The organism is Streptomyces sp. NPDC005151 (assembly GCF_053599875.1).
The window spans coordinates 1-14923 of the sequence record NZ_JBSFYR010000070.1; the positions used below are offsets into that span (position 1 = coordinate 1).

Sequence of the window (14923 nt, forward strand, 5' to 3'; positions counted from 1 at the left end):
GCGCCGGGGGGGCCGCCGGGGCGCCCGCGCCCCCCCCCCCCCGCGTCCGGTGCGCGCGCCCTGTGCGGTCGGGGCGCGCACGATGTGCGCCTCCCGCCGGAATGCATACCGTCCACTCACCGCCCTGGTCCGGCTCTGGGTTGCCGTGCCGTTCGTCTACGGCCTGTACGAACTGATCCGCAGGGCCGCGCAGCTCTTCACCGGCTGACCCTGGCGGACTCGACCCGCACCGTAACAACGACAAAGCCCCGGTCGTCGAGACGACCGGGGCTTCTGCTGGTGCGCGATACTGGGATTGAACCAGTGACCTCTTCCGTGTCAGGGAAGCGCTCTCCCGCTGAGCTAATCGCGCAGGGTGACCCTGCGTGTACTGCGTGCGCGATACTGGGATTGAACCAGTGACCTCTTCCGTGTCAGGGAAGCGCTCTCCCGCTGAGCTAATCGCGCGGGGGATCCTTGTGGACCAGTGGACGATACTGGGATTGAACCAGTGACCTCTTCCGTGTCAGGGAAGCGCTCTCCCGCTGAGCTAATCGTCCTTGGAGGTGGAGACGGGATTTGAACCCGTGTAGACGGCTTTGCAGGCCGTTGCCTCGCCTCTCGGCCACTCCACCAGGAGTGCAGGGGTTCGGGAAAAGATCCCCCACTTCGAGCGGACGACGAGATTCGAACTCGCGACCCTCACCTTGGCAAGGTGATGCTCTACCAACTGAGCCACGTCCGCTTGTCGTTTCCGTTTCACTTGCGTGTCCCGGCGACGTGTTGAACTCTAGCGGATTCCTGGGCCAGTACAAAAACGCGTTTGTGCAGCGTGCTGAGGTGCGCTCGCCCCGGCGCAGGTCGCCGCGCGCCGTCCTAGACTCACCCACGTGCTCGACCTCGCTCCAATGGCCCGCTTCGGCGGCCTCGTCGCGTCCGATCTGCGGGACGTGACCAGTGACCCCTCAGCCCTCGACTCGTCCGGCTTCTGGGCGGTATGTGCCGATTTCGAGGGCCGTCTCGTCTGCGCCCGCTTCGGGACCGTACGGACCGAACCGGTGCCCGCACCCGTCCCCGGGGCCTGGCGCGGGCCCGGAGCCGGCGACTGGGTCTCGTCCCTGGACCGTGCCGCGTACACCGCGGGCGTACGCCGGATCCGCGAGCACATCGCGGCGGGCGAGGTCTACCAGGCCAACCTCTGCCGGGTGATGACCGCGGAGCTGCCGGACCCGGCCGCCGCCGACGTCGACGCCCTCACCGCGCTGCTCGCGCGCGGCAACCCCGCCCCGTACGCAGGAACGATTCGGCTGCCCGCGCACGGCGTGGAGATCGCCACCGCGTCCCCCGAACTCTTTCTGAGCCGGGACGGACGGACCGTCGAGTCCGGACCGATCAAAGGCACCGGCCGCACCGAGGCGGATCTGCTGGAGAAGGACCACGCCGAGAACGTGATGATCGTCGACCTGGTCCGCAACGACCTGGGCCGGGTCTGCGCCACCGGATCGGTCACCGTCCCCGACCTCTGCGTGGTGGAGAAGCACCCCGGGCTCGTCCACCTCGTCTCCACCGTGCGCGGCCGCCTCACCGACGGCGCCGGCTGGCCCGAACTGCTCGCCGCCGCGTTCCCGCCCGGCTCCGTCACCGGTGCACCCAAATCCAGCGCGCTCCGCATCATCGAGTCCCTGGAGACCGCACCCCGGGGTCCGTACTGCGGCGGCATCGGCTGGGTCGACGCCGACCGGGCCACCGCCGGTCTCGCCGTCGGCATACGGACTTTCTGGATCGACCGGACCGGAGTGGCCCCGGTCCTCAGGTTCGGCACCGGCGCCGGGATCACCTGGGGCTCCGATCCGGAGCGCGAATGGGACGAGACCGAGCTCAAGGCCGCCCGGCTGCTCGCTGTAGCGTCGGGCGCCCACCAAGAAACTGGAAGGACCGCATGATGTGGATGTGGGTCAACGGCGAACTGCGTGACGCCGCCGACGCCCGGGTGTCCGTGCTCGACCACGGACTGACCGTCGGGGACGGGATCTTCGAGACCGTCAGGACCACCGGGGGCCACCCCTTCGCCCTCACCCGGCACCTCGACCGGCTGACCCGCTCGGCCCGCGGTCTCGGACTGCCCGACCCCGACCTCGACGAGGTGCGCCGGGCCTGCGCCGCCGTCATCGAGGCCAACCCGATGGAACTCGGCCGGCTCCGCATCACGTACACCGGCGGCCTCTCCCCGCTCGGCTCCGACCGCGGCAATGACGGGCCGAGCCTGGTCGTCGCGCTCGGGGAGGCCGAGCGCCGCCCCGACACCACCGCCGTGATCACCGTCCCGTGGACCCGCAACGAACGCGGCGCACTGGCCGGGCTCAAGACCACCTCGTACGCGGAGAACGTCGTCGCCCTCGCCCGCGCCCATGAGCAGGGCGCATCCGAGGCGCTCTTCGCCAACACCGTCGGACAGCTCTGCGAAGGCACCGGGTCGAATGTCTTCGTCGTCCTCGACGGACAGCTCCACACCCCGCCGGTCGCCTCCGGCTGCCTCGCCGGGATCACCCGCGCTCTGGCCGTCGAATGGTCCGGGGCGCTGGAGACCGAGCTGCCCCTGGGCGTCCTGGAGCACGCCGAGGAGATCTTCCTGACCTCCACCCTCCGGGACGTCCAGGCCGTCCACCGGGTCGACGGTCGCGAGCTGCCCGGCGGACCCGGCCCGGTGACGGCCAAGGCCATGCGGGTCTTCGAGGAGCGCGCCGGCAACGACCTCGATCCGTGAGCCGGGCCCATGACCCGGCCCGAGCCGTACAACGGTCCCGAGCCGCGGGCACCGTTCGGGCCGTAGAGCGGAACCGGTCCGCAAAACCGGGTGACGGGCCGCGGCGCAGCGGATAGAACACCGGTGATGACCACGACCCTCCGGCCGACCGGGCCGATCCAGCAAGGCGCCGACGGCGCGAGGAAGCGCGCGTACGACGTGTGCGACAACGGACGCCCCGTCGGGGCCCTCGAGATCGGCACCAAGCCCGGGTCGGGGGGGACGACAGGGACCATCCGCGGCCTGCGGATCGCCGAACCGAACCGCAGGCGCGGCCGCGGCACCATTGCCGGGCTCGCCGCCGAGGAAGTGCTGCGCGGCTGGGGCTGTTCCCGGCTGACCGTGGAGGTCGAGCCGGACAACACGGCCGGACTGCGCCTGGCTGCTGCGCTCGGCTACACCGAGCGCAGCAGGAACATGGTCAAGGACCTGCCGCGGACCCCGCCCGTCCTGCCGGACGGGGTCACCGGGCGTCCGATGGCCGAGGACGAGTTCGCCCAGTGGGAGAGCACGGCCGTCGCCGGCTACGCGGAAACCTTTGTCGCGCGCGGCGTCCCGGCGGACGAGGCCCTGCGTATAGCCGAGACCTCCCACCGGACACATCTGCCGGACGGTCTCGACACGGAGGGCACGTACATTCATGTCCTCGTCGATGGCGACGGCCGGACCGTGGGGCATGTCTGGGTGGCGCGGTACGAAATGCACCCGGGGACGGTGGTCGGGTACGTCTTCGACGTCGAGGTGCTCGAAGAGTTCCGCGGCCGGGGGTACGGTCGCGCGCTGATGCTGGAGGCCGAACGCATCGCCCTGGCCGCCGGCGACGAACGGATGGGGCTGCACGTCCTCTCGGACAACACCCCGGCGGTCCGGCTGTACGAGTCGCTCGGCTACGAAACGACTCGGCACAACCTCGTCAAGCCGTTGTGACGGGCGGAGGGACGAGCCGGGTACGTCGCTGTCAGCCCTGCTCCGCGAGGAGCCGGTCGGCGATCTCCTCGATCCGCTCGCGCAGCCCGTCCTGACTCCTGCCGCCGTCCAGCCGCTCGCCGCCGATCACATAGGTGGGGGTGCCGGTCACACCGATGGCCTTCCCCTCCGCCTGGTCGGCGTCGACGATCAGCATGTGCCGGCCGTCGATCAGAGCGGTGTCGAACTCCTCTGCATCCAGGCCGAGTTCACGCGCCACCTCGATCAGCAGCGGCTCACCGGTACGGCCGAGCTTGTCGGTCCTGGCGAGCACGGCCTCGATGTACGGCCAGTCCTTGCCCTGCTCCGCAGCCTCCTCGGCGGCCTGGGCCGCGGCGTACGCGTGCTTGTGCTTCTCCAGCGGGAAATGCCGCAGGCGCACCTCGAGCCGGTCGCCGTACCGGGCCCGCAGGGCGTGCACATCGGTGAGGGCCCGGTGGCAGTCGGGGCACTGGAGCTCGCACCAGACGTCGAGGACGACCGGGGCTGCAGGGGTGGATTCGTTCATGGAACCAGTCTCCCAGGGCCCACGCGCGCATCCCAATCGGCACCGGCACGGGACCCGCGCACCGCAGGCCCGGTCGGCTCGGCATCTTTCGGATCGGCACCTGGGGAGGATCCCGGCCCTGAAATGTCCCTGATGTGGTCCGGGATCATGGCCGCCGCCCCGGTGGGCGGTGCAGGATGGAAGGGACGTTTCCCCGTTGCGCCTGGAGGCCCCGATGCTTGCCGAGACCATTTGCTCCGCGGTGTCAGCGGCGGGCTTGGGCATTGCCGCCGTGACCGCGTACCGGAAGCGTTTCCTCACCGCGACCCGGATTGCCGCCTACTCGCTGGTCCCGATCGGGCTGGTGCTGACCGGTGTCGTCGAGTGGGTCTCCAATATCGCCTTCAAGCCGAGCGTCTGGCTCGGCTTCGGGGTGCTAGGGGTGGCCTGGCTGCTCTTCATGATCACGCGCGCGGTCGAACGCCGCGGCGTCGGCACCCGCAAGGAACGCAGGGCCGCCGCGCGGGCGGCGCAGTCCGATGCCGTCGCGACGGCGGCGTCGGCGCCCTCCCTGGGAGTCGGCGCACCGGCGGTCCAGCCACGGGCGAAGGCGAAGCCCGAGCAGCGGGCTGCTGCCCCGGGCGAGGACTTCAGTGACATCGAGGCCATCCTGAAGAAGCACGGAATCTGAAACCGGACCGCCGGCAGCCATCGGTGATGAATCGATTCATGACTGATTCTTGACGCTGCTCACAATTGCCGGTCGGTCTCAGTCCACGGTGGGTGATCCGTGGCGGGCGCCCCGCGCCGCGGCCCGGCGCGCGAGGCTGTCCGGCCCGGGACCACGGAGTGCCTCGCAACGCTGTCCGTACGATGGGGCGACGGCCGCGGGCCAGTGCGGCCAAGGGCGCCAGTGGGGCAGACCAAGTGGCACGTGTGGCAGGGATCAAGGATGTGGGCCGGCAGGCCGGAGTCTCCGTGGGCACCGTGTCCCATGTGATCAACCGGCCCGAAGCGGTGCTGCCGGAGACCCGCGCCCGGGTCCTGGCCGCTATCGAGGAGCTCGGTTACGTACGCAGCGAGTCCGCGCGCCAGCTCAGGGCGGGACGCAGCCGGATCATGGCGCTGCTGCTCCTCGACATGGGCAACCCGTTCTTCGTCGACGTGGCCCGTGGTGCCGAGCGTGCCGCCCGTGAGGCGGGCCTCGGGGTGATGGTCTGCAACACCGGTCGGAGCCCAGCGGAGGAGGCCGAGTATCTGGGGCTCTTCGCCGAGCAGCGGGTGTGCGGCGTGCTGGTCACCCCGGCCGACGCGACCGGCCGCAATCTGGAGGCGTTCAGCCGCCACCACATCCCCTTCGTGCTGGTGGACCGGGTGGCGTCCTTGCCGGGGCACTGCGCGGTCTCCGTCGACGACGTCCGCGGTGGTTCCCTTGCCGTCGGCCACCTCCTCTCGGCCGGGCACCGCTCGGTCGCGTACGTCAGCGGCCCCGGCGACCTCCACCAGATCAGGGACCGCCGTGAAGGCGCCCTGTCGGCTCTCGACCGGGCCGGCCTGGGGCCCGAGGCGCTCGTCGAGATCCCCTCCGACCGGCTGGACGTGGCCGCGGGCCGCGACGCCGGGGCCCGGCTGCTCGGACTCGTGCCGCGGCCGACCGCCGTGTTCTGCGCCAACGACCTGCTCGCCCTCGGTGTGCTGCAGTCGCTGTACGCGGCGGGAGTCCGGGTGCCGCAGGACATCGCCATCGTCGGCTACGACGACATCGAATTCGCCGCCGCCGCTGCCGTACCGCTCACCTCGGTCCGCCGGCCGGCCGTCGTGATGGGCCGGATGGCCGCGGAACTCCTGCTGCAGGAGGCGGACGACGAGGACGGCACGCACGAGCACCGCAGTGTGGTGCTGCAGCCGGAGCTCGTCGTCCGTGCCTCCAGCGCGACGCCGCACTGAGCCACCCGGCGCTGCTCCGCCCCACATTTCCTTCCCTTCCTTCCTTGCCGCATGTCCGAAAAGGAGACACTGTGATCCTGTTCGATCTGCCGCTGCACCAACTTCTCGACTATCGCCCGGAGTCCGGTGAACCCGCCGACTTCGACTCCTTCTGGAAGCGCACCCGCGACGAGTCGGCCGCATACCCGCTCGACCCCGAATTCCAGTCGTACGACGCCGCGTTGAGCGCCATCGAGGTACACGACGTGACCTCCTCCGGCTGGGGCGGACACCGCATACGCGCCTGGCTGAACGTTCCTTCGGGCGCCGGGGACCCCTTCCGTGCGTCGTCCATTACCTCGGTTACGGCGGCGGTCGAGGGCTGTCGCACGACCATCTCGTCTGGCCCGCGGTCGGCTGGGCCACCCTGCTCGTCGACACCCGCGGCCAGGGCGCCGCCAACAGCCACTCGGCGGGTTCCGCCCCCGACCCCCACGGCGACGGGATCAGCTTCGCCGCCCGGGCCACCGTCCCGGCGCTCTACTCGGTGGTGCTGCTGGACTTGATCTGCCCGCCGTCCACGGTCTTCGCCGCGTACAACCACTGGGCGGGACCGAAGGAGATCGAGGTCTGCCCCTGGAACGGTCACGAGGGCGGCTCTTCGGTCCACCGGGCCGCCCAGCTGCGGATGTTGCGCGATCTCGGCTGATCCTGCCGGGCCGGGGGAGGCGCGGGAGAACCGGCCGTGAGCCCGAATATGTGACAGCGGACCGGACGCCGGAGCGAATCCTTCCGGCCCCGACGGGAGTGAACTCCCGTCACAAAGAGGCGTGTTGATCGCCAACGGGGGCCGGTCTGCGTCATGATCGTCCCGAGATGGTGGACACCTCCCCGGGCGATGCCCCCGCACCCCCTGCCGAAGAGCCGCGTGGCTGCCTCTTCGCGCTGTCCCAGCCCCCTTTGATGATCTTCCTCACGGTGGTCGGCGGCCTGCTGTTGATGGCCGCGTTGCACGATCTCTTCCTGCTGTGAGCGGGCGATGAAACGGGCGGCGAGCGGTCAGCCGGCCGCTTCCCTGCGGCGTGCCCGGTACGCGGCGACATGCAGCCGATTACCGCAGGTGCGGCTGGAGCAGTACCTGCGGGAGCGGTTGCGGGACAGGTCCACGAACGCGTCCCGGCAGTCCGGTGCCTCGCAGCGCCGCAGTCGTTCCAGTTCGCCCGCCACCACGATGAAGGCGAGCGCCATGCCGCAGTCGGCCGCGAGGTGGTCGGCGATCGATGCGTCCGGCGCGAAGTAGTGCACATGCCACTCGTAGCCGTCGTGGTTGCTCAGCTGCGGCGTGGTGCCCGCTGAGGCCACGAGGCTGTTGACGAGACCGGCAGCGGTCTCGGCGTCCGGCGCCGCGAAGATCTCGGCGAACCGGCGCCGTACGTCGTGTACGGCCCGGAGATCCTTCTCGCCGAGTTCGGCCACGCCGCTGATGCGGTGGCGCCGGGCGAATCGGTAAAGCGCTTCGATGCCGGCGAGACCGTCGCTCGGTCCGCCCTCCGGCTGATCGGTCTCCGGTGCGGTGTTCACCAGCTCGACCACGATGTCGAGGGCGATCCGGGTGTCGTGGGGGATCAGCACGCTTTCGCTCCCTGGCCTCCGGCGGGCGGGCGCCCGCCGATGCCGGCTGACTCTACTGGCTCGGCGAGGACACACAGCGGCCCGAGAGGGCCCCTGGGGCAGGCGAGGAGCACTTACCGGCCGACCAGGGGCCCGCAGGGGCGCTCGGGGGCATTGAGGGCGCGCAGGGCCCGCCCAGCGCGTACGGGAGGGCCGGGGGCGTGCGCCCGTCATGCCTCCGGCGGAACGCGCGCCGACGCCGTCACCACAGTGGATTCCGTGATGACGGCGCTGGTGTTTGCCCTATGTGGTTGTCCGCGCGGCGCCGTCGCCCCGAGTCGGACGGCGCCGTGCAGCTCTCGACCTGGCTCAGCTCTCGGCCAGGATGTGTGAGAGCTCCGTATCGAGGTCGAAGTGACGATGCTCGGTGCCGGGTGGAACCGCGGCGTCGGTCCGCTTCAGGAACGACTCCAGGGCCCTGGCCGGGGCCTCGAGCAGGGCTTCGCCCTCTGGGGAGCTCAGTGCGATGCAGACGACGCCCTGGCCGTGACTACGGGATGGCCAGACGCGGACGTCTCCGGTGCCGGTGGGCCTGTGCAGCCCCTCGGCAAGGAGGTCGCGGGCGAATACCCATTCGACCGTCTCCTCCGCTCCGGTGTGGAAGGTGGCGTGCACGGCATACGGATCGGCCGTGTCATACCGCAGGCCCGCGGGTACAGGCAGTGAGGACTCGCTCGACACAACGAGGCGCAGGTGCAGCTCGCAGCTGACCGTGGTGTTCATAAGCGCCAGGGCCTTTCGCTCAGTGTGCGCTCGGGGATTCGCACGTCGGCGAAATCGACATGCCACCTACGGTGGCGTTGTAAACCCCTCTGACCCTTTTGTGGCCCTTCAGGTCGCTCGTGCGGCGGTGCGTAACTTTGGGTTATGCGGCCATTCCGGTGACAAAGGCCGTTCCGGTAGGTTGGGCCCATGAATGCGGAGAGTGATGCGCGGGACGAGATCGACGGAGCGGCGGCCCCGGCGCCCGCCGCGAGGGGCGTGACGGGGGAAGCGGCGCCGGACGTCACCGAGGGTGTGGTCAAGGAGAAGCGGGCGCTCGGCTCCCGGGCGCCCGGGTTCGTCAAGACGTCCAGGGCCCTGCATCTGAGCTGGCAGGTCGGCGTCTTCGTGGTCGGCCTCGCCGTGGTCGTGGGGGGCATCATCATGCTGCCTCTGCCCGGGCCCGGCTGGCTGGTGATCTTCGGCGGCATGGCGATCTGGGCGACCGAGTTCGTCTGGGCGCAGCTGGTGCTGCACTGGACGCGCCGGAAGGTCACCGAGGCCGCCCAGAAGGCGCTCGATCCGAAGGTTCGGCGGCGGAACATCATCCTCACCGTGATCGGACTCGTGATCATCGCCGTGCTGGCCGGGATCTATGTCTGGAAGTTCGGAATCATGATGCCGTGGAAGATCCACGAGTGACCCGGGGGTGGTCGGAGAGTGCCGCTGACATGGGGTAATGTTTGCGGTGTGCCCGGGCGATTAGCTCAGCGGGAGAGCGCTTCGTTCACACCGAAGAGGTCACTGGTTCGAAACCAGTATCGCCCACCGGGACAGAGGGCCCGTGAGACTGCAGAGTCTCACGGGCCCTCTGCGTTTCCCGCACTGATCGGGCGCTCTCCCGCCCGTTTCCGCGGCGGTACGAGCCCCGTCCGCACGCCCTCGCCGGCCCGCCGTGTACCCCGTGCCGCGCGACGTGAGGTTTAAGCGCTTCGACGGATTCCGTCCCAACCGTTGACGTTGACCCTTCGATGCCCAGCTTGTCCCAGCAAGTGCTTTCTTAAGCGATTCAATCGACCGTGGCAGCGGGTGCTGTCTGCCCGGGAGGGGTGTGTCATGTGGACTTGGCGGAGTGCCAGGGGCTGCGTGTGGCCGGCATCGGTGTGGCGGTTCTGGGGCTGATGGCCTCCGGCTGCGGCGGGGGAGCGGAGCTGACGGAAAGGTCGAGATCCGCTACTCGTGGTGGGGTGGTCAGGAGCGGGCCACACTGATTAACAAGACGATCCCGCTGTTCGAGAAGAAGCATCCGAACATCAATCTCAAGACTGACTTCCAGGACTACGAGAATTTCTGGAAGAAGTTCAACACCCAGGCCTCCGCGGGAAATGCGTCCATATCCTTCCAGAACTCCGTCGCATTCCTGCGCAAGTACGACGACAAGCGGGTTCTGCTCGATCTCAATTCCCAGGTGAAGGCCGGAAATCTCGGCATGGAGAACTTCCGGGCCGGACTGGAGAAGGCGGGCGACGTCAACGGGAAGCTGCTCGGTGTCCCGGTCGGCGGCAACACCCTCGCTCTTGTCTACAACCCGGCCGAGTACAAGAAGGTCGGCGTCACGCCCGAGGAGGGCTGGACCTGGAAGCAGTACGACGAGGCCACCAAGAAGATCAGCGAAGGCGGCAAGCCGGCCGGTGACAGCGGCCCCGGCGGCATCATGTACCTCTACGACCTGGTGCTGCGTCAGCAGGACAAGGCGTTCTTCACCGAGGACGGACTCGGCTTCACCGAGGCCGACCTGACGAAGTGGTGGACCGATAACTACGACAAACGTATCTGGCCCCGGAGTCCCAGCGCGGACACCAGCCGCAAAGTAGCGGTCAGGACTTCCTGACGGCGGTCTTCTTCGGCTGGCGGGGCACGGTCCTGGTCTTGTCGAGGTGCCCATACACCGTCGACCGGGGGACACCGAACATGTCGGCGATCTGCTGGACGGTCTTCTCCCGCTCGTCGTAGAGCCGTTGGGCGAGCGCGGCCTGGTCCTCGACATCCGACGACAGCTTTCTTCGATATCTTTTTCACGCCGCTGTTGACCAGCCCAAACACCTGAGCGACGCAAGCGATCAACCTACAACCTGGCTCTACGCCGGCGCTGGCCCTCCCGCCCGAGAGGCGCACGGGAAGCCCTCTCAGGCCGTCGTTCCCGGACGGCGAGTGTCGGCGTCGGCCACGCGCCGAGGACCAGGGACGGCAGCCGGGAGTGCGTCGAGGCGCTTGTCCATGTCGAGGCGGAAGGTGCCGTACGGGTTGATGTTCGACCAGCAGCGGCCGGCCCGCCGATCACGTGTTCCCCTCAGCGCATCCGGCCCAGGGCGTCCTTCAGCCGCCGCGCATCCCGCAGCCGCTGCTCGTACGTCGCCCCGACCACCAGCAGCAGCACACCCGCGAGCGCAGGCGGCAGCCAGCGTGGCAGCGCGCCGACCACCTGAACCACATAGGGCGCCAGTTCGTGCAGGGCGTCCAACGCCAGCACCGCGCCACCGAGCAGCAGCAGCGCCTGCAGCCGCAGCCGGGCCCCGGCGAGCGTGAGCACCAGCGCCACCACGCCGAGCAGCAGCGGCCGCACCCACGACGGGTCGGTCCAGGCCGCGACGAGACTCGGCACCAGTGTCGCCGCAAGACCCGCCCCGTACGCCGTCCACGAGGACGCCGCCGGATCGCGGCGCCGCCGCACCACACCGACCACCAGTGCGGGCACCGTCACCGGCAGGGTGTACGCCTCCGGAGTCGACACCCCGGAAGCCGACAACCGCACCCACGTCGCCAGGACGAACAGGACCGCCGCCACATACCCGGCCGCCGGCCGCCGTTCCGCACGAACCGCCGTACCCGCCGCCAGCACCCCGCACAGCGCGAGCACCAGCGCCAGGTACGGCTTGTCCGGCGCGGCCATCCCGATCGCCACCGCACCCGCCACGGCGCCGGTCAGTTCGACCGGCAGCGCCGACGGGCTGCCCCGCAGCCGCGCCCCGAGCAGCACCGTCAGCGCGGGGACGACCAGCATGATCGGCGCGGCCCGGTACGTCGAGAGCTCCAGCGACACCCCGACGGCCCCGGCGAGCACCATTGCGCACACCACGGCCGCACACGCCAGAACTCCCTGCACCACCCGGGCCGTCGGTGCCTCCTCGGCACGCGTCCCCGCCGCGGCCGCTGCGAACAGCACCAGCAGCGCACCGAACACCGCATAGGTCGCGGGCTCCGCAGCCAGTGACAGCGCCCCCGCGCTCGCCGCCCCGACCGCACCGCACACCAGCGCCGCCGGTGCGACCGGGGCCGCCCCACGACGCAACACCCGTACCGCCCCGGCGAGAAGCGCCGCGATCAGCACCAACTGCACCACCACCGCAGCCGCGTACGGAGCGTCCAGCGCAACCGGCACCACCAGCAGCCCCGCCCACCCGGTCACCAGCGCACCGGCCCCCGCCGCACCCCGCCACGATTCGCCCGGGGAGATCACCGCACCGGCCACCCGTACCCACTGCGGCCACCAGCGGTACGACGCCCCCAGCAGACCGGCCACCACCAGCAGCATCACGGGAGCCGTCCACAGCTGCGACCACTCCGCGCCCTCCAGTCCCAGCGCACCGCGCGCGCTGCCGTGCGGCGCACCCGACCACACCGGGCCCGGCCGCGACGCCGGACCCACCAGCGTCATGGCGGCCGCAGGCGCGGCCGCCAGCACCGCGCCCGAGACCACCGCAGCCGACGCCCACAGCACGCCCTGCCCGGCCGGACGCGGCAGCGGAGCCCGTACCGCCGCACACAGCACCAGACCGCACAGCAGATACACCGGAACCGACCAATCCTCGGCGACCCCCGCGCGCAGCACACCACCCACCGCCGCGACCACCGCCAGCCCGGCCACCACTCCACCGGCCACCGTGATCTCCTTCGGCGCCCGCCACACCGCGAACAGCGCGACCGCCGCTCCCACCAGCAACAGTGCCCCCGGGGCAACGGCGGAGAGGGGCGAACCAGCTGTCACCGACTGCGCCAGCGCCACCAGCGCCCCGGAGAGCCCCGTCACGCATCCGCAGACGGACGCGGTCACCCGGACCCCAACGCCCTTGCCCCACCGGGCGATCGCAGAGTCCAGCATCGCCGTCAGCACCAGCGCCCAACCGAAGACCGAGGCCGACGCATCCGCCGACCACGCCCACAGCACCAACGTGAACTGCGCACTCACCACGGCCACCGGCAGCGGCAGACGAAGCTTGCCGAGTGCCAGACCGTACGCCGTCCACACCACGGCGAGCACCGCCGACGCGACCGCGGTGAACCCGAGACCGTCCGTGTCCGGCGCCGCCACCGCGTGCAGTGCGTACGCATCCAGCACCATCAGCACCAGAGCCAGCGCACCGAGCGACTCGGCCGTCGACGACAGACCGCGGCGCAGCAGCAGCGCGGGCGCGGCCGACGCCGCGACCGTCACCACGGCGAGCACCGCCGAGCGGCCGCCTATCCCCAGATGACCCCAGCTGACCAGAGTGAACGCGATCGCCGCGATCGTCAGCAGCAGTCCGCCGAGACTCAGCAGCACATTCTGGGCGTTGCGCGGCGGGACCGGCGCACCGGGAGAGCCGAACGGGGTCGCGGGCCAGTGCGGATACGGCTGCGCCCGTCCGGAAGGTGCCGCGGACGCCGGTCCCGGAGACGCGGCCGGCGGCTGCAGCACACTCACCAGCCAGGCACGACGGGTCAGCAGCTGCATCCGACGGGCGTCCAGCCGGACCAGTTCGCGGTCGAGGAGCGCCAATTCCTCGGCGGGCGGCGGCACATGTTCCATATCCGGGAGTGTGGCGCGGCCCACAGATCCGGACATGCGCTCGGATACTCAGGTACGGGACTGAGTACGCGCAGACTGGGACCATGGACTGGAGCCACTACCGCTTTGTGAGCATCTGGGACGTATCCGCCCCACCCGATGCCGTGTACGGAATCCTGGAATGCGCCGAGGAGTACCCGCAGTGGTGGCCGCAGGTTCGCGAGGTCACCTCGGTCGACGACACCACCGGAACCATGCGCATCCGCTCCGCCCTCCCGTACGACCTGGTCATGACCGTCCGCGCCGGCCGCCGCGACCCGGCGGCCGGGATCCTCGAAGTGACCCTCGACGGCGACCTCGACGGCTGGGCCCGCTGGACCGTCACCGCGCACGGCACCGGCAGCCGTGCCACGTACGAGCAGGAGGTCGAGGTGCGGCGGCGGATCATGCGGCTGCTCGCGGTGCCCGGACGTGCGGTGTTCCGGGCGAACCACGCCCTGATGATGCGGGCGGGACGCCGCGGACTGGCGGCGAGACTCGAAGGAGTTTGAACCACATCCACCGAGACCTGTATGGTTCAGTCCGTTCCCGGGCGATTAGCTCAGTGGGAGAGCGCTTCGTTCACACCGAAGAGGTCACTGGTTCGAAACCAGTATCGCCCACCCCGGGAGAGGCCGGTCCGTCAGCACCACCGACGGACCGGCCTCTGCATGTCCGGAACCACCCCGGGGCGTCCGGGATCACGCAGCGGCGGGCAACTCAGGACGCAGCGGCCAGGCCGGATCCACCGCCTCCGGCGTCCCGCTCTTCGCGAAGCACGCCTGCAGACCGCGCGCCTGCGCCGCATGCCACACCGCCTGCAGCGCGTGCAGCTCCGCCGGGGACAGCCGCTCCAGCCGCGACGAAAAGCGACGCCCCACCGCCCGTACCAACTCCAGTGACGCCGCGGCATCGGCCGCCGCGTCATGAGCGCCGTCCAGCACCACCTCGTACAGCGCACAGAGATCGGTGAGCGTGCGCCGCCCCTTGCGGTAGCGGTCCAGGTGCTTGTCCAGGACCCGCGGATCCAGCACGCACAGCGGCGTGTTCCCCAGATAGCCGGCCAGTGACGACGCCCGGTGCCGCTTCAGCTCCCGGTCGAGCAGCGTCAGATCGAACGGTGCGTTCATCACGACGAGCGGGCGTCCCGCCGCGCACTGCTCGGCCAGTGCCCGGGCTATCTCCTCCACCACGGGCGCGGGCCACCGGCCGTTGCGCTGCAGATGGTCATCGGTCAGACCGTGGATCTCGGTCGCCCCCACGGGCACCGGAACCCCCGGATTCACCAGCCAGCGGGTGACGCGCATGCGCCCGCCCGCCGCGTCCTGGACGACCAGGGCGGCCGAAACGATCCGGTCCTCCTCGACGTCCACTCCCGTTGTCTCGGTGTCAAAAGCGGCCAGCGGCCCCTCGTACCAGTGAGTCATCCCCGAACTCCTCGTGCCTGACCGGCAGATGGGGTGATTCCCCTGCCCGATTCGGTGATACCCGCACCCTTTGCCTGATACGCCGTTTGCGGACCGCT

Annotated in this window: 15 protein-coding genes, 7 tRNA genes and 2 pseudogenes; 13 read left to right on the plus strand and 11 right to left on the minus strand. The window is 70.3% G+C overall.

Features of this window, described 5'->3' with window-relative positions; all coding sequences use genetic code 11:
* Positions 1-82: 82 nt before the first annotated feature.
* Complete coding sequence (locus ACWD6R_RS29135) at positions 83-208, plus strand: MFS transporter small subunit (protein ID WP_451821422.1); 126 nt, start codon at positions 83-85, stop codon at positions 206-208.
* 69 nt (positions 209-277) lie between these two features.
* On the opposite strand, the gene ACWD6R_RS29140 is transcribed toward ACWD6R_RS29135, so the two are convergent.
* The 5 genes from ACWD6R_RS29140 to ACWD6R_RS29160 all read right to left on the minus strand — a co-directional run bounded on the left by ACWD6R_RS29140 (position 278) and on the right by ACWD6R_RS29160 (position 724).
* Positions 278-352, minus strand: a tRNA-Val gene (locus tag ACWD6R_RS29140).
* A 23-nt stretch (positions 353-375) separates the two neighbouring features.
* Positions 376-447: transfer RNA gene (locus ACWD6R_RS29145), tRNA-Val, on the minus strand.
* Between the two features lie 20 nt (positions 448-467).
* Positions 468-539, minus strand: a tRNA-Val gene (locus tag ACWD6R_RS29150).
* Between the two features lies 1 nt (position 540).
* A tRNA-Cys gene (locus ACWD6R_RS29155) sits at positions 541-614 on the minus strand.
* 37 nt (positions 615-651) lie between these two features.
* Positions 652-724, minus strand: a tRNA-Gly gene (locus ACWD6R_RS29160).
* Positions 725-887: 163 nt separating this feature from the next.
* Between ACWD6R_RS29160 and ACWD6R_RS29165 the strand changes: the two genes are divergently transcribed.
* The 3 genes from ACWD6R_RS29165 to ACWD6R_RS29175 all read left to right on the plus strand — a co-directional run bounded on the left by ACWD6R_RS29165 (position 888) and on the right by ACWD6R_RS29175 (position 3709).
* Entirely contained in the window at positions 888-1922 is a 1035-nt protein-coding gene (locus ACWD6R_RS29165; protein WP_451821450.1) for a chorismate-binding protein, read from the plus strand.
* Positions 1922-2743 carry an aminotransferase class IV gene (locus tag ACWD6R_RS29170; RefSeq protein WP_451821451.1) on the plus strand — a complete coding sequence of 274 codons (822 nt, stop codon included), beginning with the start codon at positions 1922-1924 and terminating at the stop codon, positions 2741-2743. Before ACWD6R_RS29165 ends, ACWD6R_RS29170 begins: the two co-directional genes overlap by 1 nt.
* Positions 2744-2869: 126 nt before the next feature.
* Positions 2870-3709, plus strand: coding sequence for a GNAT family N-acetyltransferase (locus ACWD6R_RS29175; protein WP_451821423.1), 840 nt, complete (start codon positions 2870-2872; stop codon positions 3707-3709).
* A 31-nt stretch (positions 3710-3740) separates the two neighbouring features.
* On the opposite strand, the gene ACWD6R_RS29180 is transcribed toward ACWD6R_RS29175, so the two are convergent.
* Entirely contained in the window at positions 3741-4256 is a 516-nt protein-coding gene (locus ACWD6R_RS29180) for a DsbA family protein (protein WP_451821424.1), read from the minus strand.
* Between the two features lie 214 nt (positions 4257-4470).
* Between ACWD6R_RS29180 and ACWD6R_RS29185 the strand changes: the two genes are divergently transcribed.
* From ACWD6R_RS29185 to ACWD6R_RS29200, 4 genes and pseudogenes are all read left to right on the plus strand, one after another.
* The gene (locus ACWD6R_RS29185; protein ID WP_451821425.1) at positions 4471-4926 is read left to right on the plus strand and encodes a hypothetical protein; all 456 of its coding nucleotides are present in this window, start codon (positions 4471-4473) and stop codon (positions 4924-4926) included.
* 236 nt (positions 4927-5162) lie between these two features.
* Positions 5163-6182: a LacI family DNA-binding transcriptional regulator gene (locus ACWD6R_RS29190; protein ID WP_451821426.1), complete on the plus strand. Its 1020-nt coding sequence runs from the start codon at positions 5163-5165 to the stop codon at positions 6180-6182.
* Between the two features lie 71 nt (positions 6183-6253).
* Positions 6254-6870, plus strand: a pseudogene (locus tag ACWD6R_RS29195) (acetylxylan esterase).
* Positions 6871-7037: 167 nt separating this feature from the next.
* Positions 7038-7193, plus strand: a complete 156-nt coding sequence (locus ACWD6R_RS29200; RefSeq protein WP_266987865.1) for a hypothetical protein — start codon at positions 7038-7040, stop codon at positions 7191-7193.
* Between the two features lie 27 nt (positions 7194-7220).
* On the opposite strand, the gene ACWD6R_RS29205 is transcribed toward ACWD6R_RS29200, so the two are convergent.
* A complete protein-coding gene (locus ACWD6R_RS29205) occupies positions 7221-7793 on the minus strand; it encodes a CGNR zinc finger domain-containing protein (RefSeq protein ID WP_451821427.1) in 573 nt (190 codons plus the stop codon).
* Between the two features lie 348 nt (positions 7794-8141).
* A complete protein-coding gene (locus tag ACWD6R_RS29210) occupies positions 8142-8555 on the minus strand; it encodes an SsgA family sporulation/cell division regulator (RefSeq protein WP_003959770.1) in 414 nt (137 codons plus the stop codon).
* A gap of 189 nt (positions 8556-8744) precedes the next feature.
* Here ACWD6R_RS29210 and ACWD6R_RS29215 point away from each other — a divergent pair, with 189 nt between their 5' ends.
* The 3 genes and pseudogenes from ACWD6R_RS29215 to ACWD6R_RS29225 form a co-directional block, all read left to right on the plus strand.
* Positions 8745-9236 (plus strand): TIGR02611 family protein, encoded by a 492-nt coding sequence (locus ACWD6R_RS29215; protein WP_451821428.1) that lies wholly within the window; start codon positions 8745-8747, stop codon positions 9234-9236.
* A gap of 54 nt (positions 9237-9290) precedes the next feature.
* Positions 9291-9362, plus strand: a tRNA-Val gene (locus tag ACWD6R_RS29220).
* A gap of 353 nt (positions 9363-9715) precedes the next feature.
* Positions 9716-10347: pseudogene (locus tag ACWD6R_RS29225) on the plus strand (ABC transporter substrate-binding protein); the annotation flags it as partial.
* 64 nt (positions 10348-10411) lie between these two features.
* On the opposite strand, the gene ACWD6R_RS29230 reads toward ACWD6R_RS29225, so the two are convergent.
* Together ACWD6R_RS29230 and ACWD6R_RS29235 are read right to left on the minus strand one after the other, a co-directional pair.
* A complete protein-coding gene (locus tag ACWD6R_RS29230) occupies positions 10412-10591 on the minus strand; it encodes a helix-turn-helix domain-containing protein (RefSeq protein ID WP_451821452.1) in 180 nt (59 codons plus the stop codon).
* A 293-nt stretch (positions 10592-10884) separates the two neighbouring features.
* Positions 10885-13380 carry an SCO7613 C-terminal domain-containing membrane protein gene (locus ACWD6R_RS29235; protein WP_451821429.1) on the minus strand — a complete coding sequence of 832 codons (2496 nt, stop codon included), beginning with the start codon at positions 13378-13380 and terminating at the stop codon, positions 10885-10887.
* 83 nt (positions 13381-13463) lie between these two features.
* On the opposite strand from ACWD6R_RS29235, the gene ACWD6R_RS29240 reads away from it, so the two are divergent.
* Both ACWD6R_RS29240 and ACWD6R_RS29245 read left to right on the plus strand, forming a co-directional pair.
* Positions 13464-13910, plus strand: a complete 447-nt coding sequence (locus tag ACWD6R_RS29240) for an SRPBCC family protein (protein ID WP_451821430.1) — start codon at positions 13464-13466, stop codon at positions 13908-13910.
* Between the two features lie 39 nt (positions 13911-13949).
* Positions 13950-14021: transfer RNA gene (locus tag ACWD6R_RS29245), tRNA-Val, on the plus strand.
* A gap of 78 nt (positions 14022-14099) precedes the next feature.
* Here the strand turns inward: ACWD6R_RS29245 and ACWD6R_RS29250 are convergent.
* A complete protein-coding gene (locus ACWD6R_RS29250) occupies positions 14100-14825 on the minus strand; it encodes an exonuclease domain-containing protein (protein ID WP_451821431.1) in 726 nt (241 codons plus the stop codon).
* Positions 14826-14923 lie beyond the last annotated feature (98 nt).

Coding starts and splice junctions, on each gene's coding strand:
- ACWD6R_RS29200 (WP_266987865.1), top strand. CDS start 7,038: ATGGTGGACACCTCCCCGGGCGATGCCCCCGCACCCCCTGCCGAAGAG.
- ACWD6R_RS29250 (WP_451821431.1), bottom strand. CDS start 14,825: ATGACTCACTGGTACGAGGGGCCGCTGGCCGCTTTTGACACCGAGACA.
- ACWD6R_RS29135 (WP_451821422.1), top strand. CDS start 83: ATGTGCGCCTCCCGCCGGAATGCATACCGTCCACTCACCGCCCTGGTC.
- ACWD6R_RS29215 (WP_451821428.1), top strand. CDS start 8,745: ATGAATGCGGAGAGTGATGCGCGGGACGAGATCGACGGAGCGGCGGCC.
- ACWD6R_RS29165 (WP_451821450.1), top strand. CDS start 888: ATGGCCCGCTTCGGCGGCCTCGTCGCGTCCGATCTGCGGGACGTGACC.
- ACWD6R_RS29180 (WP_451821424.1), bottom strand. CDS start 4,256: ATGAACGAATCCACCCCTGCAGCCCCGGTCGTCCTCGACGTCTGGTGC.
- ACWD6R_RS29210 (WP_003959770.1), bottom strand. CDS start 8,555: ATGAACACCACGGTCAGCTGCGAGCTGCACCTGCGCCTCGTTGTGTCG.
- ACWD6R_RS29175 (WP_451821423.1), top strand. CDS start 2,870: ATGACCACGACCCTCCGGCCGACCGGGCCGATCCAGCAAGGCGCCGAC.
- ACWD6R_RS29170 (WP_451821451.1), top strand. CDS start 1,922: ATGTGGATGTGGGTCAACGGCGAACTGCGTGACGCCGCCGACGCCCGG.
- ACWD6R_RS29185 (WP_451821425.1), top strand. CDS start 4,471: ATGCTTGCCGAGACCATTTGCTCCGCGGTGTCAGCGGCGGGCTTGGGC.
- ACWD6R_RS29235 (WP_451821429.1), bottom strand. CDS start 13,380: ATGGAACATGTGCCGCCGCCCGCCGAGGAATTGGCGCTCCTCGACCGC.
- ACWD6R_RS29240 (WP_451821430.1), top strand. CDS start 13,464: ATGGACTGGAGCCACTACCGCTTTGTGAGCATCTGGGACGTATCCGCC.